Source organism: Microbacterium sp. LWH7-1.2 (genome assembly GCF_038397755.1).
GTDB lineage: Bacteria > Actinomycetota > Actinomycetes > Actinomycetales > Microbacteriaceae > Microbacterium.
The window spans coordinates 4,076,311-4,099,934 of record NZ_CP151637.1; the positions used below are offsets into that span (position 1 = coordinate 4,076,311).

Below are 23,624 nucleotides of genomic sequence, written 5' to 3' on the forward strand. Positions count from 1 at the left end.
CGAATACCGCAGTGAGCCGATGCCCCTTGTCTCCGACGGTGAGGCGTCGGTGCAGACGCTCTACACCGGCGTCAGCCGGGGCACCGAGTCGCTGGTCGCCCGCGGCGAGGTGCCGGAGTCGGAGCGCGAGCGCATGCGCGCGCCGTTCCAGGCGGGCGAGTTCCCGTTCCCGGTGAAGTACGGGTACCTCAACGTCGGAACGGTCGAACACGGACCCGCCGCGCTCCGCGGCCGCACCGTGTTCGCCCTGTTCCCGCACCAGTCCCGTTTCGTCGTGCCCGCCGACGCCCTTCATCCGGTGCCGGATGGTGTTCCCCCGCGCCGGGCGGTGCTCGCCGGGGCGGTCGAGACCGCGGTCAATGTGCTCTGGGATGCCGCCCCGGTCATCGGCGACCAGGTGGTCGTCGTCGGCGCGGGCATGATCGGGTGCGCGATCGCGCGCGTGGCGCGCGGCATCCCGGGTTCCGACGTCACTCTCGTCGATGTCGATCCCGCGCGCGCGATCATCGCCGAGGCGCTCGGGGTCGGCTTCGCCCTCGCGTCCGACGATGTCCCGCAGGCCGACGTCGTGATCGAGGCCAGCGGCGCCGGTGCCGGTCTGCAACTGGCGCTCGGCATCGCGCCCACCGACGGCGAGGTGATCGTCGCCAGCTGGTACGGCAGCCGCCCGGTCTCGCTCGAGCTCGGCGCGGACTTCCACTCTCGCCGCATCGCCCTGCGGCCGAATCAGGTCGGCGCGGTCGCCGCACGCCGGAGAGGCTCCCGCACGACGCGCAACCGTCTTGCGCTCGCCCTGCGACTGCTCGAGGATCCCGCATACGACGCGCTGCTCAGCGGCACCTCGTCGTGGCGGCAGCTGTCGGAGGTCACCGCCGCGCTCGCCGAGGGCACGGCCGGCGAACTGTGCCACACGATCGATTGGACTGCCGAATGAGCTTCAGCCTCACCGTCCGCGACCACCTCATGATCGCCCACAGCCTGCGCGGCGACGTCTTCGGACCCGCGCAGCAGCTGCACGGCGCGACGTTCCTCGTCGACGCGACGTTCCGTGCCGACGAGCTCGACGAGCACGGCGTCGTCGTCGACATCGGACGCGCGAGCGAGGTGCTTCGCGAGATCGTGGGCGCGCTGACCTACCGCAACCTCGACGACGAGCCCGACCTGCTGGGGCTGAACACCACGACCGAGCGCCTGTGCCAGATCATCGGCGACCGCCTCGCCACGCGCGTACGCGACGGCGACGTCGGCGAGGCGCGGCTGAGCGGGATCGTCGTCACGCTGCACGAATCGCACGTCGCGTGGGCGTCCTACGAGGTGGCGATGTGACGGATGCTCCGTCCCTCCGCTTCGTCGTCCCCGCGGGGATCGACGATCCTCGGCGCGTGAGCGGCGGCAACGTCTACGACCGCCACATCCGCGACGGGCTCCGCCGCCGCGGATGGGACGTCGACGTGTGCGAGGCGGCGGACGCGGAAGGCGCAGCATCCGTCCTCGGTGACGCTGCTGACGGATCGCGCGTGCTGGTCGACGGACTGGTGGCAGGGTGGGCGCCGGCAGCGGTGGAGGAGGCGGCACGGCGGCTGCGACTCACGGTGCTCGCCCACATGGTCGCGGCGGCGTTCCCGGATGCGACGGACGCCGCGATCGACGCCGAGAGGCGGGCCCTCGCGTCGGCGCACGGGGTGATCGTCACGAGCGCCTGGACGGCGGCCGAGCTGGCCCGACGGGAGCTCGCGGACCCCGATCGCATGGTCGTCGCCGTCCCGGGGACCCTTCCTGCGGAACCCGGCCCGCCGCCGCCGCGCGACGGGGAGCTGCTGTGCATCGGCGTGATCGCCCCGCACAAGGGGCAGGACACGCTCCTCTCCGCGCTCGGCCGGCTGCGCTCCGAGGACTGGCGCTGCACCATCGTCGGGTCGACCGACGCGTTTCCGGAGTTCGCCGCGGGCATCGCCCGGCAGGCGACCGCGCTCCACGGCAAGGTCCGGCTCACCGGAGTGCTCGAGGACCGAGCCCTCGACGACGCCTACCGCCGCTGTGCGCTGCTGATCGCGCCGTCCCGCGTCGAGAGCTCGGGCATGGCGATCGCCGATGCGCGGGCGCGGGGGATCCCGGTGCTGGGCGCCGAGACCGGGGGCATCCCGGACGCGCTCGCGGGCGGCGGAGGGATGCTGGTGAGACCCGGCGATCCCGCGGCGCTCGCCGCGGCGCTCGACGCATGGCTGGCGGATCCCGCGCTGCGGGCGCGCCTGCGCCGCGAAGCGCACGCCGCACGGGCGACCCTGCCGGCGTGGCAAGACACAGTGACCCGCGTGGCGGACGTGTTGGAGGCGGCATGACCTCGATCTCGACGGCGACGGCGGACTGGCTCGCGCTGAGGGCGCCCGCCGACGACGACGCGCGCTCGACCGACCTCGCACACGAGCTCGCGCGTCTGCTCGCTCGGGGCTCGGCGTCGGCGCCCCTCGTGCTGCACGACCTCGGCGCGGGCACCGGATCGATGACCCGCTGGCTCGCTCCGCGGCTCCCCGGCCCGCAGCGGTGGGTGCTCCGTGACGGCGACGCCGACATCGTCGAGCACCTCGATCTGCGGACCGTCGTCGACGCGTCGGGCCGCCCCATCGCCGCGGACATCGTCGTGGAGCACCTCGCCTCGCTGCCGATCGACGCCTTCCACGGTGCGGCGGCAGTGACCGCATCCGCTCTCCTCGACGTCATCACCGAAGCCGAAGCCGCCCATGTCGTCGCGGCCTGCGTCGCCGCGGGCACGCCGGCGCTGTTCAGCCTCTCGGTCACGGGCTCGGCGCGGCTTCGTCCCGCCGAGCGGCCCGACGATGTCGAGCGCGCGATCGAGTCCGCCTTCAACGCGCATCAGCGACGCGACGCGTCAGGGCGACGGATGTTGGGACCCGACGCGGTCGCCGTCGTCCGGGCCGTCTTCGCCGACGCCGGCTGGAACGTCCGCACCGCGGCGACCCCGTGGCGCCTCGCGCGCCGGGACTCCGCGCTGATCGGCGAATGGCTGGACGGCTGGATCGGCGCCGCCGTCGAGCAGCGTCCCGAGCTCGCGGCCGCCGCCGCAGACTACCGCGAGCGCCGCCTGGCGCAGGCTGCCGCCGGGCGACTGCACGTCACCGTCTCACATGAGGACCTCCTGGCATGGCCCCGCTGAGCAGGATCCCACCGCGCCTGCGATCCGTGCTGCGGATCGCGGCGGCGCTCGCGGTCGTCGCGGGAACGGTCGCCGTCGTCGGCATCGGGCCGTTCCTGCACGGGCTGACGTCCATCTCGCCCGCGACGATCCTCGCCGCCGTGGCGCTCGCCTCCGTCGCCACGGCGGCCGCCGCGTGGCGCTGGCGCATCGTCTCCGCGGGATTCGGGCTGCCGCTCCCCTGGAACGAGGCGTTCACCTCGTACTACCGCTCGCAGTTCCTCAACACTGTGCTGCCCGGCGGCGTCATGGGCGACGTCCACCGGGCATACCTGCACGGGCAGCACCACGAGCGCGTCGACCTCGCCGCCCGGGCGGTCGCCGCGGAACGCGTCGCCGGACAGCTCGTGCAGATCGTGGTCACGCTCGCGATCCTGCTGCCGCTGGGACTGGCGTCACCGCTCGCGCCGCTGGCCTGGATCAGCGGTGCGATCGCCGCGCTGGCGATCGTGGTCCTCGGCGTCGTCGCGGGCACCCCGCGCGGGCGCGCTGCGCTGCAACGGGAGTACCGGATGCTGCGACCCGTCCTCGCGCGGCCGGCCGCGCTGTTCGCGATCGCGGCCGCGTCGGTCGTCGTGATCGCGGCGCACGCGGCGACCTTCGTGATCGCGGGGCTGGCGGTCGGAGTGCACGCCGGTGCCGACGAGCTGGCCGTCGTGGCGCTGATCGTGCTCGGTGCGGCCGCAATTCCGGTCAACGTCGGCGGCTGGGGTCCGCGCGAGGCGGTCGCCGCCTCCGCGTTCGCACTCGCGGGGCTCGGGGCGGGCGCAGGGGTCGCGGTGTCGACCGGGTTCGGCGTGCTCACCGTGGTCGCGGTTCTCCCCGGCTGCCTCGCACTGCTCGCGGACCGCTTCCGATCGCTGCCCGCAGCGGGCATCATCGGGAAGAGGAGATCCGCATGAGCGAGCGACCGTATGTCACCCTCAGTTGCGCGATGTCGATCGACGGCTACCTCGACAGCCTCGAGCCCGCTCGGCTCGCGATGTCCAACGCCGCCGACCTCGACCGCGTCGACGACGTGCGCGCGCTGCACGACGCGATCATGGTCGGGGCGTCCACGGTGCGCCGCGACAACCCGCGCCTGCTGGTGCGGGATGCCGCGCGTCGCGCTCGGCGGCTGGCCTCGGGGCGTCAGGAATCGCCGGCGAAGGTGACGGTGACCGCGAGCGGCGACCTGTCACCGGATGCCGCGTTCTTCACGACGGGGGAGGGGCCCCGCATCGTCTACTGCCCGCGGGATCGCGCGGCGGACCTCGGCGTACGGCTGGGCCCACGCGCGGTGGTCGTCGGGATCGGCGACGACTGCGTCACGATGGACGCTCTGCTCGACGACCTCGGGGCGAATCACGGAGTGCGAAGCCTCATGGTCGAGGGCGGGGGCACGGTGCTGACCCAGTTCCTCGGCGCGGACCTCGTCGACGAGCTCCACCTCGTGGTCGCGCCGTTCTTCGTCGGTGAGACCGGCGCCCCGCGCGTCGTCGGACCGGGCGCCTTCCCGTGGACGGCATCTCGCCGGGCGCACCTCGCCGACACGCGCCAGATCGGCGACGTCGTGCTCCTGCGCTACGCCCTGTCGGACCGCTTCGGCATGCTCGACGCCGAGCCGACGGCAGCCGGACGGGCAGCCGTCGAGCGTCCGTGAGCACGATCGCCGGCGTGCGGGTCGTTCCGGTCTGGCGCCGGCGGCTCCTCCTCGGCGGCGCGATCGCAGCTCTGATCGCGCTTCCCCTCATACCCGGGGTGCTGGCGACAGGCTCGATCGCCGACCTCGTCCGCATCCCGGTCGAGTCGATCGTCGCGCTGCTGGTGCTCGCGCTGATCCCGTGGCGGATGCTGCGCCTCGCCGTCGCGACCGCGTTCGGGGCGTTCGTCGCCCTCGCCGTCCTCCTCGCGAGCATCGATCGCGGCTACCAGTCGGCGCTCGGCATCCACTTCGTGCCGCTGGATTGGCCCCAGCTGGGCGACGCGTACGGGGTCCTGGCCTCGGCGATCGGAGCGGCTCCGGCCACCGCGCTGTTCGCCGCAGCGGTCGCGCTGGTCGTCGCGATCGGGGTCGCGGGCGGATGGGGTTCGCTCCACGTCGACGCCGCGCTGCGACAGCGGGGCGACCGCGGGCGGGGTGCCCTCGCCGCCGTCACCGTGGCGTGGATCGTGATGGCGGCGGTGGCGCCGCCGCTGCGCATTCCGGATCCGGTCGCGGCCGCAGCATCCGCTACGTCCCTCGGCACCGCGGTGTCGCGAGCCGTGTCCGCGCTCGAGACGCGGGCCCGGGTCGCCCGCGAGGTCGCCGACGACCCGTTCAGGGACGTGCCGGCGACAGACCTGCTGAGCGCTCTCGCCGGCAAGGACGTGCTGTTCGTGTTCGTCGAGAGCTACGGCAGGGTCGCTCTCGAGGGCGACGGCATCTCGGACGGCGTGAACGACGTGCTGCGGCGTGGCGACCAGACGCTCGCGGCCGACGGCTTCACCACGCGGAGTGCCTGGCTGACGTCACCGACCTTCGGCGGCGTGAGCTGGCTCGCGCATGCGACCTTGCAGACCGGCGTGTGGGTCGACTCGCAGGCGGTGTACGACCTGGTGGTACGGACCGACCGCCTCACTCTCAGCGCGGCGTTCGGCCGTGCCGGCTGGCACCCCGTCAGCGACGTCCCGTCGAACCGGCATCCGTGGGATGTCGGCTCATCGTTCTACCGCTACGAAACGATGCTCGACGCGACGAACGTCGGCTATCGCGGGCCGTCGTTCGGGTACGCGCGCATCCCCGATCAGTACACGCTCAAGCACTTCGCCGACCACGTGCTCGCGTACTCGGACCGGCCGGTGATGGCGGAGATCGATCTGGTGTCGTCGCACACGCCGTGGGCGCCGCTGCCCGAGCTGGTGCCGTGGGACGACGTCGGCGACGGGTCGATCTACAACCCACAGCCGGGCCGTGGTGAGCAGGCGAGTGAGGTCTGGCAGGACCCGGAGGCGGTCCAGCGCTCCTATGGGAGATCGGTCGAGTACGCGCTGGGGTCGGTGCTCTCCTTCCTCGAGAACGTCGACGACCCGGGCCTGGTCGTCGTCATGCTCGGCGACCACCAGCCGGCGGCGATCGTGAGCGGCGACGAGGCCGGCCGGGACGTGCCGGTCAGCGTCATCGCGAGAGATCCGTCGGTGATCGACGCGATCGCCGACTGGAACTGGACGACGGGTCTGCGTCCGTCAGACGCGTCGCCGGTGTGGCGCATGGACGCCTTCCGCGACCGCTTCTTCGCGGCGTACGGCTCCGCCGGGTGACGCCGGCTCCTGCCTGTGGCGATCGTCGTGCACCTGTCAGGCCGCCGCACCCGCTGGCAGGATGACGGCATGACGTTCAGCCTGCGCGTGCCCGAGCCGCGCGATGCGGCCGAGATCGCCGCGCTGCACGTGGCGACGTGGCGGGAGACGTACACGCACCTCCTGCCCGCCGGATTCTTCGACGACGAGTTCGTGCAGGGGCGACGGAGCATGTGGACCCGCATCCTCGACAACCCCCGCGACGAATGGCGCGTCTGGATCGCAGAGAGCGACGGCCGCATCATCGGCTTCGCGACCTCCGGTCCGGGCCTCGAGTTCGAGGGCGCGGCGCCGCCCCGCGAGCGCCAGCTCTACATGCTCTACGTCGCCGCCGCCGATCACGGTGGAGGAGCCGGGCAGGCACTCCTCGACGCGGTGCTGGAGGAGGGGCCGGCCGTGCTGTGGGTGGCGAAGGAGAACCCGCGCGCCATCGCCTTCTACCGGCGCAACGGGTTCGATTTCGACGGCGCCGAGCAGACCGACCCGATGGTGCCGTCGATCGTCGATGTCCGCATGGTGAGGTGACCGGCCGGTCGCGAGGAGCTCAGCCCGCGAAATCCGAGTCGTCGGTCCAGGCGGCGATGTCGACGCCGTGGTTGTCGGGTGATGTCAGAGTCCACCACTGCGGCGCGTGCGAATCGTCGGCCATCCGCCCACCCGCGGCCAGCGCCGCCGCCACCCGCGCCTCGACCTGGTCACGCGGCACCGAGATGTCGATGTGCGTGCGCCCGCGGCCCGGCTTCGGCGGCGCGAGCGGGTGGAACCACACGTGCGGGTTGCGGCGCAGGGGGTCGATCGCGTCCTCGGCGCCGAGCGGGTCGTAGCCGAGCGCGGCGCTCCAGAACGGCCGGACGTGCGCGTCCGGCCCCTGCGCCACGGCGATGCCGACGACGGTGAGCACGGACGGGTCGGCTTCCAGACCGAGCTCGCGGGCGGCGCGTGAGACGGATGCTGCGAGCTCGGCATCCGTCCGGCTCAGTGCGCCGTCGCGACGGCTGAAGGTCTTGACGAAGACGCCTTCGGGTCGGAGGTCGATGTCGGGGTAGTGGTCCAGGCCCTCCGCGATGGCGGCGACCTCCGCCACCAGACGCGCGCCCTGGGAGAGCGAGTCGGCGCGGAAGAAGGCGTGCGCGCCCCAGTAAAGGACCCGCCAGTCCTCCACGCCCTCCGAAGCATGGAAGGCGACGGGGCTGATCGTCTCGACCTCCGGGGCGATCGTGCCGTCGCCCAGCGGCGGCTGCGCGAGGATGATGCGGGCCAGCTGCTGCGGACGCGTCAGCTGCGGCCAGTGCCCCGTCGGCAGGTCGACGTACGTGACGTCGCGCAGGCGCGCGAACTCCTGCACCGGCGGTGCCCCCGCGTCGATCCAGCCGTGCAGGTCGGCGACCGTGTACTCGGTCGCGACGGCGGTGACCGGGATGTCGAGCCGGCGTTCGTCGCCGAGGCGCTGGATGCCGGTGACCACACCCGCGGGAGAGGGGATCGCGTACGTGCGGAACGCCGTCATGCCGCCCTCGCCGAGATCGCGGAGATCGGCTTCGTCGAACTCGCTCCAGGGGGGCAGGGGAAGCTCCCCGCCCTCCGTCGCGAACCCGTCCAGCAGTGGGTCGCCATCAGCGGTCGGAAATCCGCCGATGAGGATCAGCCGGGCGACACGGTCGGGGCGCGCGTCGGCCGCCGCGTAGACGATGCCCGCGCCGGCGGAGTGCCCGACCAGCACGACCTTCTCGCCGGGGGCCTCGTCGATGGCGGCGACGACGGCCGCGACGTGGTCGGCCAGAGTGATCGCGGAGCGGTCGGCATCCGCCGACCCCATACCCGGAAGCGTGAGCGGCACCGGCCGATGCCCTTCCCGTTCGAGGGCGGGCGCGACCTCGTACCACGCCCATCCGCCCATCCACAGACCTGCGACCAGGATGATGTCCATTCATGCTCCTCGCGACTCCGGGTGCAGTCAGTGTCGCGCCTCCCGCCGACATTCGCCACGATTCGGCGCGAAGCAGGAATACGTCGCACCCGAGCGCGCTTGAAGTTGATACCCCTAGGGGGTATAACGGACACGTAGGTCGACGAGGAGAGCACCGTGACCGATCCGCATCACGACCACGAGCACGCGGCGCACGACCCTGCTGGCCATGACCACGCGGCGCATGACCACGCTGGGCGCGATCACACGGCGCACCACGCGGTCAGCGCCACGGCGACGACGGACGGCGCCGCCCACTCACAGCATGGCGCCCACGCCGATCACGGCGCCCACGCCGATCACGGCGCCCACGCCGATCACGGCGCCCACGCAGATCACGGTGCCCCGGTCGATCACGGTGCCCACACGGATCACGGCGCCCACGCCGCCTCTGCCGGGAACGGCGCGCACACGGGCCACGGGGGTCACGCCGGCCACGGCGCGGACCACGTCGCCCGCTTCCGGCGGCTGTTCTGGATCAACCTCGCCCTCGCCGTACCGGTCGTCGCGTTCTCGGGCATGTTCGCGATGGTGCTCGGCTACACGCTGCCCGACGGGCCGTGGGTCCGCTGGATCTCGCCGCTCGTCGGCACCGTCATGTACTTCTGGGGCGGCTGGCCGTTCCTGTCGGGCGCCGCGTCCGAGCTTCGCGCGCGCAAGCCCGGCATGATGCTGCTCATCGGGCTCGCGATCACGGTCGCGTTCTTCGCCTCGTGGGGAGCGAGCCTCGGGCTGCTGCACCACGAACTCGAGTTCTGGTGGGAGCTGGCCCTCCTCATCGTGATCATGCTGCTCGGCCACTGGATCGAGATGCGCTCGCTTGCCCAGACGACGTCGGCGCTCGACTCGCTCGCGGCGCTCCTTCCCGACGAGGCCGAGCGGGTGGAAGGCGACCGCATCGTCACGGTGGCGCCGTCCGAGCTGCGTCTCGGCGACGTAGTGGTGGTGCGACCCGGGGGCAGCGTTCCCGCGGACGGGCGCATCGTCGACGGCGCTGCCGACATGGACGAGTCGATGGTCACGGGCGAGTCCCGCACTGTCGCTCGCGGGGCCGGCGACCAGGTGACCGCCGGCACCGTCGCGACCGACTCGGGCCTGCGGGTGGAGGTCACCGCCACCGGCGACGACACCACTCTCGCCGGCATCCAGCGGCTCGTCGCAGAGGCGCAGAACTCGAGCTCGCGCGCGCAGCGCCTGGCCGACCGCGCCGCGGGCTGGCTGTTCTGGTTCGCGCTGATCGCCGCCGCGCTGACCGCGATCATCTGGACCGCGTTCGGACTGCCCGACGAGGCGGTCGTGCGCACCATCACCGTGCTCGTGATCGCGTGCCCCCACGCGCTGGGGCTTGCGATCCCCCTCGTGGTGTCGATCGCGACCGAGCGCGCGGCGCGCGGCGGTGTGCTCGTCAAAGACCGCCTCGCCCTCGAGAGCATGCGGACGATCGGCGCCGTGCTGTTCGACAAGACCGGCACCCTCACGAAGGGCGAGCCGACGGTGGTCGACGTGGCAGCGGCGACCGACCTCGATGCCGACGGCGTGCTCGCGCTCGCCGCGGCGGCCGAGGCGGACAGCGAGCACCCGCTCGCGAAGGCGATCGTGCGCGCCGCGCAGGAGCGCGGCCTCCCGCTCGCCCCCGCCTCCGGCTTCCAGTCGTCGCCGGCGGTCGGCGTGACCGCGACGGTCGACGGGCACGTCGTCCGGGTCGGCGGACCGCGCCTTCTCGCAGAGATCGGCGCCACGGATATCGCTGCCGCCGGCATCTGGCGCGACGGGGGCTCGATCGTGCTCCACGTCGTCCGCGACGGCGCGGTCGTCGGCGGGCTCGCGCTCGCCGACGAGATCCGGCCCGAATCGCGGGAGGCCGTCGATGCGCTGCACAAGCTCGGGGTCGCGGTCGTGATGATCACGGGCGATGCCGAACCCGTCGCGCAGTCGGTGGCTCAGGCGCTCGGCATCCGTCGCGTCTTCGCCGGTGTGCGCCCCGAAGACAAGGAGCGCAAGGTCGCCGAACTGCAGGGCGAGGGCCTCAAGGTCGCGATGGTGGGGGACGGCGTGAACGACGCGCCGGCGCTCGCGCGTGCCGACGTGGGCATCGCGATCGGCGCCGGAACCGACGTCGCCATCGGCTCGGCGGGTGTGATCCTCGCATCGAGCGATCCGCGATCGGTGCTGTCGGTCATCGAGCTGTCGCGTGCGAGCTACCGCAAGATGACTCAGAACCTGTGGTGGGCCGCGGGATACAACCTCATCTCGGTCCCGCTCGCCGCCGGAGTCCTCGCCCCGATCGGCTTCGTGCTGCCGATGTCGGTCGGCGCGATCCTGATGTCGCTGTCGACGGTCGTGGTGGCGCTGAACGCCCAGCTGCTGCGCCGGCTCGATCTCAGCCCCGAGCGGAGCGCCCGCGCCGTCCTCGATCGCTGACCCGGACACGGATGCTGCGACCCGAAGCGCCGGGTCGCAGCATCCGTCGTCCCTTCCCCGATATGTCGCGGGATAGGGTTTGAGGATGACGACGACTCCTCCCGGCTGGTACGACGACGGTCACGGCGCGATGCGCTGGTGGGACGGCACTCAGTGGACGGATCACGTCGCGCAGCCCGATCCGGAGACCTCGCCGGCGCCGTCCGAGGCGGAGATCGTGGCCTCCCAGCTGGGATTCGACCAGCAGGCCGAGGTGACCGTTCCGGCCGATGCCGCCGCCCGTCCCGAGGGTTCGGCCGAGTCCGACGCCGTCGTTCACCCCGGCCATCCGGCCGCGCCGGGGCAGTCTCCGGCGGTGGACGGGTATGCGCCCGTCGAGGGGTATCCGCAGGGGGTCTATCCCGGAACGCCCGCCGGCGTCGCCCCGGCCGGGGGCGGCTTCTCCGCGGCGACCGAGCCTCGCAGCAAGTCGAAGCTGTGGATCGTGTGGGTCGTGCTCGGTGTCGTGCTGCTGGGAATCGTGATCGCGGCAGCCGTCGTGATCCCGCTGCTGCTGCTGTCGGCGTCGACCGCGGACTCGGGCGGCCAGTCCGACGACGAGCGCACAGCGGTCGCGACCGTCGGGCTCTACGACGACGCCTGGCAGGAGGGCGACTGCGAGAAGCTCATCGCTGCCACGACCGAACAATTCCGTATCGATTCGGAGCTGAACGATTGCGCCGCCTTCGCCGATCAGGCCGCGGCCTTCAGCACGGGCATCGAGGACTACACGGTGAACATCACCGACGTGGAGACTGTCGGCGACGAGATCACCGTGACGACGAACGAGACCTTCACGTCGCTCGTCGACGAGAACGGCGAGCCGACCGAGCCCACCGAGGGCGCACAGGTCTACGAGTACACGCTGGTCGAGTCCGACGGTGAGTGGCTGATCGACTACCTGTACTCGGAATGACGCCGCACGACACCGCACGCCCCGCCCACGACGCTCGCTTCATCCTCACCTGCGTCGGGATCGGTCTGCTCGCCGGCCTGTTGTCGGGCCTGTTCGGCGTGGGCGGCGGCACGGTCATCGTGCCCTTCCTCGTGCTGTTCCTCCGCTTCGACCAGCGCCTCGCGGCCGGTACGTCGCTCGCGGCGATCGTGCCCACCGCGACGGTCGGCGTCATCTCGTACGCCGTGCACGGCTCGGTGGCGTGGATCCCCGCGCTGCTGCTGGCCGCCGGCGCGGTGTTCGGCGCCCAGATCGGCACGTGGCTGCTGCCGCGCCTCTCGCTGACAGTGCTGCGGTGGGCGTTCGTCGGCTTCCTCGCCGCCGTCATCGTGAGCCTGTTCATCGTCATCCCGTCGCGCGACGCCGAGCTCTCGCTCACATGGCTGAGCGGCGTCCTGCTCGTCGTGCTGGGCGTGATCACCGGCATCCTGTCCGGGCTCATCGGCGTCGGCGGCGGCATCATCGTGGTCCCCGCGCTCATGGTGCTGTTCGGCACGAGCGACCTCGTGGCCAAGGGAACGTCACTGCTCATGATGATCCCGACGGCGGTCTCGGGCACGGTCGGCAACATCCGCCGGCGCAACGTGGACCTCGTCGCCGCGGCGATCATCGGCGTCGCGGCGTGCACGACGACCGCGCTCGGCGCGTGGGCGGCGACCCTCATCGATCCCTTCGTGGGCAACATGCTGTTCGCGGCGTACCTGGTGATCATCGCGGTGCAGATGGGCCTGCGGGCCTGGCGCGGCCGCCCTCGCCCGGCGACCGGCCCGACCGGGCCGGCGGAGCCCGCTCGGTAGGATGGCCTGGTGCCAGTGAACCCCGAGCTCGTCGGCCGCGACTTCCCGCCGACGACCCCCTACCTCGTGGGTCGCGAGAAGGTGCGCGAGTTCGCGCGCGCCGTCTTCGCCGATGACCCGCAGCACACCGACCCCGCCGCCGCCCAGGCGCTCGGCTATGCCGACGTCGTCGCGCCGCCGACCTTCGCGATCGTCGTGACCGACGCCACGCTCCAGCAGCTGCTGGGCGAGCCCGACTCGGGCATCGTCCTCAAGAACGTGCTGCACGCCGAGCAGAGGTTCCGCTACTCGCGGCCGATCGTGGCGGGCGACGAGCTGACCGCGAAGCTCTCCGTCACCGGTGTCCGGCGCATGGGCGCGGCCGCGATGGTGACGAGCGAGTCCGAGATCACGGATGCCGCGGGCGACCACGTCGTCACCACGACGTCCGTCCTGCTCGTGGGGGAGGACGACCAGTGAGCGCGCTCCACAACCTGACCGTCGGCGACGTCGTCGCCGAGCGCACCGTGCATCTCACCCGCGAGTCCCTCGTGCGCTACGCCGGGGCCTCCGGGGACTTCAACCCGATCCACTACCGCGACGATGTGGCTTCCGCGGTGGGCCTGCCGGGCGTCCTCGCCCACGGCATGCTCACCATGGGCCTCGCCGTCGGCACGATCGAGTCGTGGGTCGGCGACACCGGCCGCATCCTCGAGTACGGCGTGCGCTTCACCAAGCCCGTCGTCGTCGATCCCGAAACCGGCGCCGACGTCACCGTCGTCGCGAAGGTGGGCGCGGTCGACGAGGAGTCGGCGCGCATCGACCTCACCGTGTCGTTCGAAGGCAACACCGTGCTCGTCAAGGCGCAGGTCCGCGTCCGGACCGTCTGACACATGCCCGAAGCAACCCCGATCCCGCTCGCGCGGCTCACGACGCTGCGCACCGGCGGCACGCCAGACCGCATGATCGACGCCCCCACGACCGCCGAGCTTGTCGACGCCCTGCGGGAGGTGTGGGCCACCGGCGACGAGTGGCTCGTGCTGGGCGGCGGATCGAACCTGTTCGTCGGCGACGAGCCGTTCGAGGGCACCGTCGTGCGCGTGCTCACGACCGGCATCGAACGGATGCCGTCGCCCGTCCCCGCACGCGTGCGGCTCAAGGTTCAGGCGGGCCACGACTGGGACGACCTCGTCGCGTTCGCCGTCGCCGAAGGACTGGGCGGCATCGAGGCGATGTCGGGGATCCCCGGAACCGTCGGCGCCGCCCCGGTGCAGAACATCGGCGCGTACGGCCAGGAGATCGTGCAGACCCTGAGCGAAGTCGAGCTGCTCGACGAATCGACCGGCGAGGTCTCCACCGTTCCGGCCGCCGAGCTGGGGCTGGGCTTCCGCACGTCGGTGCTCAAGCACCACTACGGATCGGCGCCCGCCCGGCGGGCGGTGATCCTCACGGTCACGCTCGACCTGCCCGACATCGGTCAGGGCGCGCGCCGTATCGCCGGCGACCAGCTCCGAACCGCACTGCGCCTCGGCCCCGACGACGAGGTGACGCTCGCGTGGGTGCGCGACCGCATCCTCGAGACCCGCCGCAGCAAGGGGATGGTGCTCGACGCCGACGACCCCGACACGTACAGCGCCGGGTCGTTCTTCCAGAACGCCGTGGTCTCGGCATCCTTCGCCCGCACGCTCCCCGAGGCGTGCCCGCGCTGGCCCGTGCACCCCGACCTCGACCCCGTGCTCGTCATCCCGCTGGCGAACTTCGACGGCTACGTGCCCGCGCCCACGACCGTGGAGTCCGACGTGAAAGTGAGCGCCGGCTGGCTCATCGAGCACGCCGGCGTGCGCAAGGGTTTCAAGCTGCCGCGCTCGCGCGCCGGCCTGTCGACCAAGCACGCCCTGGCGCTCACGAACCGGGGCCACGCGACCGCCGCCGAGCTCGCCGAGCTCGCGCGCTTCATCCAGGGCCGCGTGCAGTCCGAGTTCGGCCTGATCCTGCAGCCCGAGCCCGTCCTGGTGAACGTCGAGCTCTAACCCCCGCCCCCGGCCCCGCGCGCTGCATTTTGGCGAGTCGCCAGTGTCCACGCAAATGCGCGACGATTCTCGGCGAATCGCCGCTCAGGGTTTCGCGCTCGATTTTGGCGAGTCGCCGGAACAGGCGGCATTCGCCCTCATTCTTGGCGAGTCGCCAGAAGAGTTGACAAGACGTGTTCGACGGCCGCCCGACGTCGCGGCCGGGACACGCGCCAGGGCGCGATGCGCAGATCAGCTCGCGGTCGATGCGAAGAGGAGTCGGCGGATGCGGGCCGCGAGGGCGGGCAGGTCGTCGAAGTCACGCCGTGTGACCACCGTGAATCGGTAGCCGAGTGATTCCAGTTCGGCGCGGCGCATTTCATCGCGGCTCCACTGATCCGGATCGCGATGGTAATCGCCGTAGTACTCGATGATCAGTCTCTGCGCGCGGTAGAGCATGTCGACGCGGGCCACCAATCGCGTGCCGTCATAGATCTCGACATTGCACTCGGGCCTCGGTAGTCCGGCCATTTCGAGAACGCAGCGGAGCTCCGACTCACGGGGTGACTCCGAACGCTCCGAACAGAGTTCGAGGGCGCGGCGACGAATCCCCGCCCCAGGCGAGCGCGGTGCTCGGGCGTGTTCCGCTGTCAGCTGGTCGATGGTGCAACGGCGCCGGTTCCGCGCGATGAGGAAGTCCGTCACGGCGACGAACGCGGGAAGGTCGAGCTCGGCGGAGAGGTCGCGCCACGTCCGCGATGGACGAGTCACACGGACGCGACGTCTCGTCAGCACCTCATCCTCCGCGATCTGCAGAGATCGTCCGCGGACCCGCCGCCCTCGGATTCTGTTGCGCGGATGAGGCACCCCGATCGTCGGTCGTCCGAACGCGTCGTCTTGCAGCGCGACGGGGAGCGGCACGCCGAGCACCGCTCCCGCGGTCGGGCCGCAGGCGAAGGCATGCGAGGGCAGCGCGCGCATCAGAAGCTCGAGGCGCGCCATCGGGCTCAGTTCCCTCGTCGTTCGAGCGCCATGGAACGGATGCAGCAGCGACCTCGCCGAAAGCTGCGAGGGGGCGACTCCTGCTTCGCGTGCCTCGCGCACGGTGAAGCCCGGAAGCAGGTGGGGCGGGAGGTGCCAGTCGCGCATCTGTCGATCGTCAACGCCTTGGATGCGGTGTCCGTGACTGGCCAGACGTTTCCGAGGAATCTTTCCGCGCCACCGGTACTGGGGAGGAGCGGGCGTGGCTGCATGGACCACCAGTCGATCTGCCAGATCCAGGTAGATTGGGCCACCGATGCTGGCGACTCGCCAAAATGCGCGGCGCGTGGGGGCGCCGCGCAGTTCGACGAGTCGCCAGAAGGTGACGGTGGGACTCCCGGTTCGTGGCGACTCGCCAAGATGCGCGGCGCGTAGATGCGCCGCGTCGTTTGACGAGTCGCCAGAAGGCAACGGTCGGACTCGCGGTTCGTGGCGACTCGCCAAAACCGAGTGATGCGCCAAAACCGAGTGATGCGCCGGAACCGAGTGATGGGCGGGGCAGGGTGGACAAAGTGATCACGGATGCCTCGGGGCGAGGCATCCGTGATCAGAAAGAGCTCTTACGACGCGAAGAGGCGCTGCAGGCGCTGCACGCCCTCGAGGAGGGCGTCGTCGCCGAGGGCGTACGACAGGCGCAGGTAGCCGGACGGACCGAAGGCCTCGCCCGGGACCACGGCGACCTCCGCCTTCTCGAGGATGAGATCGGCGAGCTCGAGCGAGGTCGTCGGCGTGACGCCGGCCCACTCGCGGCCGAGGAGGCCACGCACGTCGGGGTACACGTAGAAGGCGCCGAGCGGGGTGGGCACCTGGACGCCGTCGATCTTCGACAGTTCGGCGACGATGAGCTTGCGGCGGCGGTCGAAGGCCAGGCGCATCTGCTCGACCTCGTCCTGCGGGCCGGTCAGCGCCGCCAGCGCCGCGCGCTGCGCGATGTTGTTCACGTTCGAGCACAGGTGCGACTGCAGGTTGCCGGCGATCTTGATCGCGTCCTGGGGGCCGACCATCCAGCCCAGGCGCCAGCCGGTCATCGCGTAGGTCTTCGCGACGCCGTTGACGAGGATCGTCTGGGCCGCAGCATCCGGAACGGCCTCCACGATCGACACCGCGCGCGTGCCCTCGTAGACGAGGTTCTGGTAGATCTCGTCGGAGATGATCCAGATGCCGTGCTCGACGGCCCAGCGGCCGATCGCCTCGGTCTCTTCGAGGGTGTACACCGAGCCGGTCGGGTTCGACGGCGACACGAACACGAGGGCCGTGGTCTTCGCGGTACGGGCGGCCTCGAGCTGCTCGACGGTCACCTTGTAGTCCTGGTCGGCACCGGCGAACACCTCGACGGGGATGCCGTCGGCCAGGGCGATCGCCTCGGGGTAGGTCGTCCAGTACGGCGCCGGCAGCAGCACTTCGTCGCCCGGGTTCACCACGGCCTGGAAGGCCTGGTACACGGCCTGCTTGCCGCCGTTGGTCACGATGATCTGCGACGGGTCGACGTCGAGGCCCGAGTCGCGCAGCGTCTTCGCGGCGATCGCCTCGCGCAGCACCGGAAGCCCGGCGGCGGGCGTGTAGCGGAAGTTCGCGGGGTTGTGCAGCGCCTCGGCGGCGGCGTCCACGATGAACTGCGGCGTCGCGAAATCGGGCTCGCCGGCCGCGTACGAGATCACGGGCCGGCCGGCGGCCTGCAGCGCCTTCGCCTTGGCATCGACCTTGAGGGTCGCGGACTCGGCGATGGCGGAGAGCTTGCGGGAGAGCGGTGCGCGTTCGGTCACGCTTCGAGCGTAGTCGGCGGCTCGCGACGTTTCAGCCGCCGATCGCACACGCGTGGCCCGGCTGTGTGCGCGATCCGGGCGCGACACGACGGAGCGTCCGGTTGGTAAGCGCTCTTCCGGATCGGGCCGTCGCCGGGGTAGCCTGTGCGTCGTGGACGCCTGGATCTGGGGAGCCGTCGTGCTCGCCATCGTGCTCGTCATCGCCGGTGGGATCGCGTGGTGGCTCGCGCGCGGCTGTGTGCTGACGATGATCGGCGCCACGGGTGCGGTCATCGGCGGCGTGATGTCGCTCATCGCGCTGGTGGTGCTGCTCGACCCCGACGTCGGGCTGCGCGTCGCGTTCATCGTGACGGTCGGTTCCGGAGTGTGGCTGCTCGCGTGGGCGCTCGCGGGAGGCATCCGCGGTCAGCGCCTGCTGCGCGCCGAGGAGCGGGCGGCCGGCGCGGCGGCCCCGGTTCCCGTGTCGGTGACGACCGCACACGGTCACTGACCGCTTCGCGCGCCGCGGCTCACGGGCGCACGGTGGACGACGGCATCCACCGAATGGGGGATGCCGTCTCCTGCGGATGACGGCTGGGCGCAGCATCCGTTCCGGGCGACGCTGGAAGCATGCAGACAACAGCGGTGCGGGTGCAGAACCTGCGCAAGACGTACGGCGACCGCACGGTCGTCGACGGGGTGTCGTTCGAGATCGAGCGCGGCGAGACCTTCGCCCTGCTCGGGCCGAACGGTGCCGGCAAGTCGACCACCGTCGAGATCCTCGAGGGGTACCGGCGGCGCACGGGCGGTGACGTCGAGGTGCTGGGCGTCGACCCCGCCACGGGCGGCCTCGACCTCAAGGCGCGACTGGGCATCGTGCTCCAGACGACCGGCCAGTCGGGCCTGGTCACCGTCCGCGAGCAGCTGAAGCAGTTCGCGGGCTTCTACCCGGACCCGCGCGACGTCGACGAGGTGATTGCGGCCGTGGGCCTCGAGTCGCAGGCCAAGACGCGCATCTCGAAGCTCTCGGGCGGACAGCAGCGAAGGGTCGACGTGGCCCTCGGCATCATCGGACGCCCCGAGCTGCTCTTCCTCGACGAGCCGACGACGGGCTTCGACCCACATGCGCGCCGGGAGTTCTGGGAGCTCATCCGCCGGCTGCAGGCCGAGGGGACGACGATCGTGCTCACCACCCACTACCTCGACGAGGCGGCGCAGCTCGCCGACCGGGTCGCGGTGATCGCCGCCGGACGGCTGCAGGCGATCGGCCCCGTCGCGGGGTTCGGCGGTGAGGCGGCGCGGGTGCCGATCGTGCGATGGGTGGAGAACGGGATGCCGCGCCACGAGCGCTCGGCGGACCCCTTCGTGTTCGCGACCGCTCTGGCGGCGCGGCTGGGCGGGGCCCCCGCCGAACTGGAAATCGTGCGGCCCAGCCTCGAGGACGTCTACCTGGAGATGGTCGGCGAGACGGCGCCTGATGCGGCCGCGGGTGCGGCGGCCGGCAAGAAGGGAGCGGTGCGATGAGCGCCACCGTCGAGAAGCCGCGGGCCGCGGGCACCCGTCCGCGTCGCGCACGTCGCAACGTCCTGGCCGTGGGGGTCTGGCGCACGCGGTTCGAGCTGATGCAGTACTTCCGCTCGGGCGACACGCTGTTCTTCACGTTCCTGTTCCCCGTCTTCATGCTGGGCCTGTTCAGCGTCGCGTTCGGATCGGACGGCGACGTCCAGATCGCCCCCGGAGTGCCGCCGACCTCGATGGCCGAGCTGTACCTGCCCGGCATGATCGCCGCCGGCCTGCTGCTGTCGGGTTTCCAGAATCTCGCGATGGACATCGCGATCGAGCGCTCCGACGGCATGCTCAAGCGCCTCGGCGGCACGCCGCTGTCGCCGGTGAGCTACTTCACGGGCAAGATCGGACAGGTGCTGGTCACCGGAGTGCTGCAGTCCGCACTGCTGCTGGTGTTCGCGTCCACGGTGCTCGGGGTCGAGCTCCCCACCGAACCGGAAAGGTGGGCGACGTTCGCGTGGGTGTTCGTGCTCGGCATCACGACGTCGGCGCTCCTCGGCGTCGCGCTGTCGTCCGTGCCGCGCACCGCGAAGAGCGCGACGGCCGTGGTCGTGCCGATCGCCCTCGCGCTGCAGTTCATCTCGGGCGTATACCTCACGTTCTCTCAGCTGCCGGAGTGGCTGCAGAACGTCGCGGGGCTCTTCCCGCTCAAGTGGATGGCGCAGGGCATGCGCGCGGTGTTCCTGCCCGACGAGTACGCGACACTGGAGCAGAACGGCGAGTGGAACCTCGCCGGGGTGGCGATCGCACTCGGCGTCTGGCTGATCGTGGGTCTGGTGCTGTCGCGGGTCACCTTCCGGTGGATCCGACGCGACGCGTAGCCTGCCGATGGGCCGACGGGAAGAGGAACGATGCTGACGAAGCGGGGATGGGACGCGATCGTGTCGATCGTGTCGGCCGTCATCGCCATCGCGCTCGTCTTCCTCTTCCCGCCCGCCAACGCCGCACGCACGGCGGTCGCGCTCGCGGCCATCGGTCTCTTCGTCCTGGGCTATGCGCTGATCGGCCGCGACGCGATCGAGCCTCCGCGCGCGGCATGGCGGTACCCCGCCTTCCTGTCGGTGGCAGCGGTCGCCGCGGGGATCGGCGCCGGCGCGGCGCCGTTCATGGCGATGCTGCAGACCCTGGCGTACCCCCTGGTGTGGGTCATCGGCGACTCCCGGCGTCGCGGGATCGGCGGATCGGCGGTCATCGCGGGGAGCGTCTTCGTCGGGGCGAGCTTCGGCTACGGCCTGAACCTGGATTCCCTGCTCGCCGGCGCGACCACCGCGGTCTTCTCCCTCTCGTTCGCGATCGCCATAGGCCTGTGGATCGCCCGCATCGCCGAGTACGGCGAGGAGCGCGAGCGGCTGCTGGCGGAACTGACCGCGGCGCAGACCCAGGTCGAAGCGCTCAGCCGGGAGCGCGGCGCGTCGGCCGAGCGCGAGCGTCTCGCCCGCGACATCCACGACACCCTGGCACAGACTCTCGCGGGCCTCGTGATCTTCGCCGAGCGCGCGGGCCGGCAATCCAGGGACGGGCAGACGGATGCTGCCGCCACCACGATCGCGACCGTCGAACAGGTCGCGCGCGACGCCCTCGCCGAGGCCCGGGCGCTCGTCGCCCGCACCGCGGCCGTTCCCCGCGAGCCGGCGTTCGGCGCCGCGGTCGAGCGTCTCGTCGAGAGGTTCCGCGAGCACGGGTCGGCGCGCATCGTCCTCGACACCGCCGGCGTGCAGGGCGAGCTCGACCGTGAAGCGCAGGTGGTGCTGCTGCGCTGCCTGCAGGAGGCGCTGTCGAACGTGACGAAGCACGCCGCCGCCGCGGAGGTCTCCGTGCGCGTGCAGGTCGCGGCCGGCGGCGCCGCCGAGCTCGAAGTGAGCGACGACGGACGAGGCTTCGACGTCTCCCGGCCGGGAAGCGGGTTCGGGCTGGATGGCATGCGCGAGCGGGTGGCGCTTGCGGGGGGCGCGTTCGATGTCGCCTCCGTGCCGGGCGAGGGCACGAGGCTGACGGTCAGGCTTCCGGCGGTCTCGGACGGCGCGCGCCGCGCGGAGGCGTCGACCCCCGCGGTGCCGGCCACGACGGGCGATGCGGTGGCAGACACCGTCCGGACGGAGGGAGACCGCCCATGATCCGGCTGCTCATCGCCGACGACCACCCGGTCGTGCGCGCCGGCCTCGCCGGGCTGCTCTCGGACGAGCCCGGCTTCGAGGTCGTCGCCGAAGCATCCGACGGCGACGAAGCGGTCCGCCTCGCGGCCGCGACCCGTCCCGATGTCGTGCTGATGGATCTGCGCATGCCGAAGGTCGACGGAGTCGCCGCCACCGCGCGGATCGCCGGGGGAGAGGCGGGCGACCCGCCGCCGCGCGTGCTGATCCTCACCACCTACGAGTCCGACGACCAGATCCTGGCGGCCATCGAGGCGGGCGCGACGGGGTATCTCCTGAAGGCCGCACCGCAGGCCGAGATCGTCGCGGGCATCCGCTCGGTGGCGGCGGGGCAGTCGGCGCTGTCGCCGCAGGTGGCGGTGCGGCTCGTCGAGCGGATGCGGCGCCCCGAGCCCGAGACAGTGCTCACCGCGAGGGAGCTCGACGTGCTGCGGCTGGTCGCCACCGGCCACAGCAACAAGCAGATCGCCGCCGTGCTCGGCATCGGCGAGTCCACCGTCAAGACGCACCTGCTCAAGGTGTTCGAGAAGCTCGGCGTCGCCGACCGCACCCGCGCCGTGACCCTCGCCATGGAGCGCGGCCTGCTCGCGTAGCGCGACGCCGGCGTCCTGCTCCCCGCGGTTCGCTCTCCGGCCGATCCGGAGATCGGACTTTCGCGCTCTTTCCGGGCTGCCGACGCCGGGGAGATCCGGAAACGCGCGCATTCTCCGAATTCCGGATCGACGACGGATGCTGCGGACCGGTCCGGTCCGCAGCATCCGTCGTCTTGAGATCAGTCCCGCTCAGCTGAACTGGTTCATCGTGTTGTGCTGGCCGCCCGCCTTGAGGGCGGCGTCGCCGGCGAAGTACTCCTTGTGGTTGTCGCCGATGTCGCTTCCGGCCATGTTCTGGTGCTTGACCGTGGCGATGCCCTCGCGGATCTCGCGACGCTGGACGCCCTTCACGTACGCGAGCATGCCCTCGTCGCCGAAGTAGCCCTTCGCGAGGCTGTCGGTCGACAGCGCCGCCGTGTGGTACGTGGGGAGCGTGATGAGGTGGTGGAAGATCCCGGCGCGTGCCGAGCCGTCGCGCTGGAAGGTGCGGATCTTCTCGTCGGCCAGCCGCGCCAGCTCGGTGTCGTCGTAGTCGACGCTCATCAGGTCGCTGCGGTCGTAGGCCGAGACGTCCTCGCCCTGCTTCGCGAGCAGGTCGTACGCCTGCTGGCGGAAGCTGAGCGTCCAGTTGAACGAGGGGCTGTTGTTGTAGACGAGCTTCGCGTTCGGGATCACCTCGCGGATGCGGTCGACCATGCCGGCGATCTGCTCGACGTGCGGCTTCTCGGTCTCGATCCACAGCAGGTCGGCGCCGTTCTGCAGCGACGTGATGCAGTCGAGCACGACGCGGTCCTCGCCGGTGCCGGGACGGAACTGGTACAGGTTGCTGGCGAGGCGCCTCGGGCGCAGCAGCTTGCCGTCGCGCTTGATGACGACGTCGCCGTTGCCGAGGTCGGAGCCTGCGATCTCCTCCACGTCCAGGAACGAGTTGTACTGGTCACCCAGATCGCCGGGCTCGTGCGTGACGGCGAGCTTCTGCGTCAGGCCGGCGCCGAGCGAGTCGGTGCGCGCGACGATGATGCCGTTCTCGATCCCCAGCTCGAGGAACGCGTAGCGCACCGCGTTGAGCTTCGCGATGAAGTCCTCGTGCGGAACCGTGACCTTGCCGTCCTGGTGGCCGCACTGCTTCTCGTCCGACACCTGGTTCTCGATCTGGATGGCGCACGCGCCCGCCTCGATCATCTTCTTCGCCAGGAGGTACGTGGCCTCGGGGTTGCCGAAGCCGGCGTCGATGTCGGCGATGATCGGCACCACGTGGGTCTCGTAGTTGTCGATCTGCGACTGGACGAACTCCGCCGCCGTGTCGTCGCCGGCGGCGCGCGCGTCGTCGAGCTGCGTGAAGAGCAGGTCGAGCTCGCGGGCGTCGGCCTGCCGCAGGAAGGTGTAGAGCTCCTCGATGAGCGCCGGCACCGCGGTCTTCTCGTGCATCGACTGGTCGGGAAGCGGCCCGAACTCCGAGCGGAGCGCGGCCACCATCCACCCCGACAGGTAGAGATAGCGCTTGTTCGTGCTCTTCAGGTGCTTCTTGATCGAGATCAGCTTCTGCTGCCCGATGAAGCCGTGCCAGACGCCCAGCGACTGGGTGTAGACCGACGAGTCGGCGTCGTAGTCGGCCATGTCGCGGCGCATGATGTCGGCCGTGTACTGGGCGATCTCGAGCCCCGTGCGGAAGCGGTTCTGTGCCCGCATACGGGCGACGGACTCGGGGTCGATGGCGTCCCAGCCGGGGCCCTGCTGCTCCTTGAGCGCCCGGATGGCTTCGATGTCGTCCTGGTAGGCGGTCATTGTCGTCTCCTTCGAGTGGTGGGGGTGTTCGTGTCCCGACTTATGGAGTTCG

23 protein-coding genes are annotated in these 23,624 nt (G+C 71.4%); 19 read left to right on the plus strand and 4 right to left on the minus strand.

What is annotated here, in order from left to right; translation table 11 throughout:
• The first annotated feature begins 19 nt into the window (after window positions 1–19).
• The 8 genes from MRBLWH7_RS18895 (at window position 20) to MRBLWH7_RS18930 (ending at window position 7,054) form a co-directional block, all read left to right on the plus strand.
• On the plus strand, window positions 20–934 hold the full coding sequence (locus tag MRBLWH7_RS18895) for a zinc-binding alcohol dehydrogenase (protein ID WP_341997308.1): 915 nt from the start codon (window positions 20–22) through the stop codon (window positions 932–934).
• Window positions 931–1,326, plus strand: coding sequence for a 6-carboxytetrahydropterin synthase (locus MRBLWH7_RS18900; protein WP_341997310.1), 396 nt, complete (start codon window positions 931–933; stop codon window positions 1,324–1,326). The genes MRBLWH7_RS18895 and MRBLWH7_RS18900 overlap by 4 nt, the downstream gene beginning before the upstream one ends.
• Window positions 1,323–2,339, plus strand: coding sequence for a glycosyltransferase family 4 protein (locus MRBLWH7_RS18905; protein ID WP_341997312.1), 1,017 nt, complete (start codon window positions 1,323–1,325; stop codon window positions 2,337–2,339). Before MRBLWH7_RS18900 ends, MRBLWH7_RS18905 begins: the two co-directional genes overlap by 4 nt.
• Window positions 2,336–3,172 (plus strand): SAM-dependent methyltransferase, encoded by an 837-nt coding sequence (locus tag MRBLWH7_RS18910; RefSeq protein WP_341997315.1) that lies wholly within the window; start codon window positions 2,336–2,338, stop codon window positions 3,170–3,172. The genes MRBLWH7_RS18905 and MRBLWH7_RS18910 overlap by 4 nt, the downstream gene beginning before the upstream one ends.
• Entirely contained in the window at window positions 3,160–4,113 is a 954-nt protein-coding gene (locus MRBLWH7_RS18915; protein WP_341997317.1) for a lysylphosphatidylglycerol synthase domain-containing protein, read from the plus strand. The genes MRBLWH7_RS18910 and MRBLWH7_RS18915 overlap by 13 nt, the downstream gene beginning before the upstream one ends.
• On the plus strand, window positions 4,110–4,853 hold the full coding sequence (locus tag MRBLWH7_RS18920) for a dihydrofolate reductase family protein (protein WP_341997319.1): 744 nt from the start codon (window positions 4,110–4,112) through the stop codon (window positions 4,851–4,853). Before MRBLWH7_RS18915 ends, MRBLWH7_RS18920 begins: the two co-directional genes overlap by 4 nt.
• Entirely contained in the window at window positions 4,850–6,490 is a 1,641-nt protein-coding gene (locus tag MRBLWH7_RS18925; protein WP_341997321.1) for a CDP-alcohol phosphatidyltransferase, read from the plus strand. Before MRBLWH7_RS18920 ends, MRBLWH7_RS18925 begins: the two co-directional genes overlap by 4 nt.
• A 69-nt stretch (window positions 6,491–6,559) precedes the next feature.
• Window positions 6,560–7,054 carry a GNAT family N-acetyltransferase gene (locus tag MRBLWH7_RS18930; RefSeq protein ID WP_341997323.1) on the plus strand — a complete coding sequence of 165 codons (495 nt, stop codon included), beginning with the start codon at window positions 6,560–6,562 and terminating at the stop codon, window positions 7,052–7,054.
• Between the two features lie 19 nt (window positions 7,055–7,073).
• Here MRBLWH7_RS18930 and MRBLWH7_RS18935 read toward each other — a convergent pair whose 3' ends face one another.
• Window positions 7,074–8,456: an alpha/beta fold hydrolase gene (locus tag MRBLWH7_RS18935; protein ID WP_341997325.1), complete on the minus strand. Its 1,383-nt coding sequence runs from the start codon at window positions 8,454–8,456 to the stop codon at window positions 7,074–7,076.
• A gap of 156 nt (window positions 8,457–8,612) precedes the next feature.
• On the opposite strand from MRBLWH7_RS18935, the gene MRBLWH7_RS18940 reads away from it, so the two are divergent.
• The 6 genes from MRBLWH7_RS18940 to MRBLWH7_RS18965 all read left to right on the plus strand — a co-directional run bounded on the left by MRBLWH7_RS18940 (window position 8,613) and on the right by MRBLWH7_RS18965 (window position 14,716).
• Complete coding sequence (locus MRBLWH7_RS18940) at window positions 8,613–10,916, plus strand: heavy metal translocating P-type ATPase (protein WP_341997327.1); 2,304 nt, start codon at window positions 8,613–8,615, stop codon at window positions 10,914–10,916.
• Window positions 10,917–11,001: 85 nt separating this feature from the next.
• Window positions 11,002–11,871 (plus strand): DUF2510 domain-containing protein, encoded by an 870-nt coding sequence (locus MRBLWH7_RS18945; RefSeq protein ID WP_341997329.1) that lies wholly within the window; start codon window positions 11,002–11,004, stop codon window positions 11,869–11,871.
• Complete coding sequence (locus MRBLWH7_RS18950; RefSeq protein WP_341997331.1) at window positions 11,868–12,707, plus strand: sulfite exporter TauE/SafE family protein; 840 nt, start codon at window positions 11,868–11,870, stop codon at window positions 12,705–12,707. The genes MRBLWH7_RS18945 and MRBLWH7_RS18950 overlap by 4 nt, the downstream gene beginning before the upstream one ends.
• Before the next feature lie 9 nt (window positions 12,708–12,716).
• The gene (locus tag MRBLWH7_RS18955) at window positions 12,717–13,166 is read left to right on the plus strand and encodes a MaoC family dehydratase N-terminal domain-containing protein (protein ID WP_341997333.1); all 450 of its coding nucleotides are present in this window, start codon (window positions 12,717–12,719) and stop codon (window positions 13,164–13,166) included.
• Window positions 13,163–13,576 carry a MaoC/PaaZ C-terminal domain-containing protein gene (locus tag MRBLWH7_RS18960; RefSeq protein WP_341997335.1) on the plus strand — a complete coding sequence of 138 codons (414 nt, stop codon included), beginning with the start codon at window positions 13,163–13,165 and terminating at the stop codon, window positions 13,574–13,576. Before MRBLWH7_RS18955 ends, MRBLWH7_RS18960 begins: the two co-directional genes overlap by 4 nt.
• Window positions 13,577–13,579: 3 nt before the next feature.
• Window positions 13,580–14,716, plus strand: a complete 1,137-nt coding sequence (locus MRBLWH7_RS18965; protein ID WP_341997337.1) for a UDP-N-acetylmuramate dehydrogenase — start codon at window positions 13,580–13,582, stop codon at window positions 14,714–14,716.
• Between the two features lie 231 nt (window positions 14,717–14,947).
• Here the strand turns inward: MRBLWH7_RS18965 and MRBLWH7_RS18970 are convergent, their stop codons facing one another.
• A complete protein-coding gene (locus MRBLWH7_RS18970; protein ID WP_341997339.1) occupies window positions 14,948–16,147 on the minus strand; it encodes a hypothetical protein in 1,200 nt (399 codons plus the stop codon).
• Between the two features lie 149 nt (window positions 16,148–16,296).
• Window positions 16,297–17,499 carry a pyridoxal phosphate-dependent aminotransferase gene (locus tag MRBLWH7_RS18975; RefSeq protein WP_341997341.1) on the minus strand — a complete coding sequence of 401 codons (1,203 nt, stop codon included), beginning with the start codon at window positions 17,497–17,499 and terminating at the stop codon, window positions 16,297–16,299.
• Between the two features lie 151 nt (window positions 17,500–17,650).
• Here MRBLWH7_RS18975 and MRBLWH7_RS18980 point away from each other — a divergent pair, with 151 nt between their 5' ends.
• The 5 genes from MRBLWH7_RS18980 (at window position 17,651) to MRBLWH7_RS19000 (ending at window position 21,787) form a co-directional block, all read left to right on the plus strand.
• A complete protein-coding gene (locus tag MRBLWH7_RS18980; protein ID WP_341997343.1) occupies window positions 17,651–17,989 on the plus strand; it encodes a hypothetical protein in 339 nt (112 codons plus the stop codon).
• 119 nt (window positions 17,990–18,108) lie between these two features.
• Window positions 18,109–19,002 (plus strand): ABC transporter ATP-binding protein, encoded by an 894-nt coding sequence (locus tag MRBLWH7_RS18985; protein WP_341997344.1) that lies wholly within the window; start codon window positions 18,109–18,111, stop codon window positions 19,000–19,002.
• A 98-nt stretch (window positions 19,003–19,100) separates the two neighbouring features.
• Window positions 19,101–19,865 carry an ABC transporter permease gene (locus MRBLWH7_RS18990; RefSeq protein WP_342002133.1) on the plus strand — a complete coding sequence of 255 codons (765 nt, stop codon included), beginning with the start codon at window positions 19,101–19,103 and terminating at the stop codon, window positions 19,863–19,865.
• 30 nt (window positions 19,866–19,895) lie between these two features.
• Entirely contained in the window at window positions 19,896–21,158 is a 1,263-nt protein-coding gene (locus MRBLWH7_RS18995) for a sensor histidine kinase (protein ID WP_341997347.1), read from the plus strand.
• Window positions 21,155–21,787, plus strand: coding sequence for a response regulator transcription factor (locus MRBLWH7_RS19000; RefSeq protein ID WP_341997349.1), 633 nt, complete (start codon window positions 21,155–21,157; stop codon window positions 21,785–21,787). The genes MRBLWH7_RS18995 and MRBLWH7_RS19000 overlap by 4 nt, the downstream gene beginning before the upstream one ends.
• Before the next feature lie 189 nt (window positions 21,788–21,976).
• Here the strand turns inward: MRBLWH7_RS19000 and MRBLWH7_RS19005 are convergent, their stop codons facing one another.
• On the minus strand, window positions 21,977–23,572 hold the full coding sequence (locus tag MRBLWH7_RS19005; RefSeq protein ID WP_341997351.1) for an isocitrate lyase: 1,596 nt from the start codon (window positions 23,570–23,572) through the stop codon (window positions 21,977–21,979).
• Between the last annotated feature and the right edge of the window lie 52 nt (window positions 23,573–23,624).

What these genes read in the sequence shown, in the direction of transcription:
- MRBLWH7_RS18895 (WP_341997308.1), top strand. Translation starts at nt 20, where the DNA reads ATGCCCCTTGTCTCCGACGGTGAGGCGTCGGTGCAGACGCTCTACACC.
- MRBLWH7_RS18900 (WP_341997310.1), top strand. Translation starts at nt 931, where the DNA reads ATGAGCTTCAGCCTCACCGTCCGCGACCACCTCATGATCGCCCACAGC.
- MRBLWH7_RS18910 (WP_341997315.1), top strand. Translation starts at nt 2,336, where the DNA reads ATGACCTCGATCTCGACGGCGACGGCGGACTGGCTCGCGCTGAGGGCG.
- MRBLWH7_RS18915 (WP_341997317.1), top strand. Translation starts at nt 3,160, where the DNA reads ATGGCCCCGCTGAGCAGGATCCCACCGCGCCTGCGATCCGTGCTGCGG.
- MRBLWH7_RS18920 (WP_341997319.1), top strand. Translation starts at nt 4,110, where the DNA reads ATGAGCGAGCGACCGTATGTCACCCTCAGTTGCGCGATGTCGATCGAC.
- MRBLWH7_RS18930 (WP_341997323.1), top strand. Translation starts at nt 6,560, where the DNA reads ATGACGTTCAGCCTGCGCGTGCCCGAGCCGCGCGATGCGGCCGAGATC.
- MRBLWH7_RS18935 (WP_341997325.1), bottom strand. Translation starts at nt 8,456, where the DNA reads ATGGACATCATCCTGGTCGCAGGTCTGTGGATGGGCGGATGGGCGTGG.
- MRBLWH7_RS18945 (WP_341997329.1), top strand. Translation starts at nt 11,002, where the DNA reads ATGACGACGACTCCTCCCGGCTGGTACGACGACGGTCACGGCGCGATG.
- MRBLWH7_RS18950 (WP_341997331.1), top strand. Translation starts at nt 11,868, where the DNA reads ATGACGCCGCACGACACCGCACGCCCCGCCCACGACGCTCGCTTCATC.
- MRBLWH7_RS18965 (WP_341997337.1), top strand. Translation starts at nt 13,580, where the DNA reads ATGCCCGAAGCAACCCCGATCCCGCTCGCGCGGCTCACGACGCTGCGC.
- MRBLWH7_RS18985 (WP_341997344.1), top strand. Translation starts at nt 18,109, where the DNA reads ATGCAGACAACAGCGGTGCGGGTGCAGAACCTGCGCAAGACGTACGGC.
- MRBLWH7_RS18990 (WP_342002133.1), top strand. Translation starts at nt 19,101, where the DNA reads ATGCAGTACTTCCGCTCGGGCGACACGCTGTTCTTCACGTTCCTGTTC.
- MRBLWH7_RS18995 (WP_341997347.1), top strand. Translation starts at nt 19,896, where the DNA reads ATGCTGACGAAGCGGGGATGGGACGCGATCGTGTCGATCGTGTCGGCC.
- MRBLWH7_RS19000 (WP_341997349.1), top strand. Translation starts at nt 21,155, where the DNA reads ATGATCCGGCTGCTCATCGCCGACGACCACCCGGTCGTGCGCGCCGGC.
- MRBLWH7_RS19005 (WP_341997351.1), bottom strand. Translation starts at nt 23,572, where the DNA reads ATGACCGCCTACCAGGACGACATCGAAGCCATCCGGGCGCTCAAGGAG.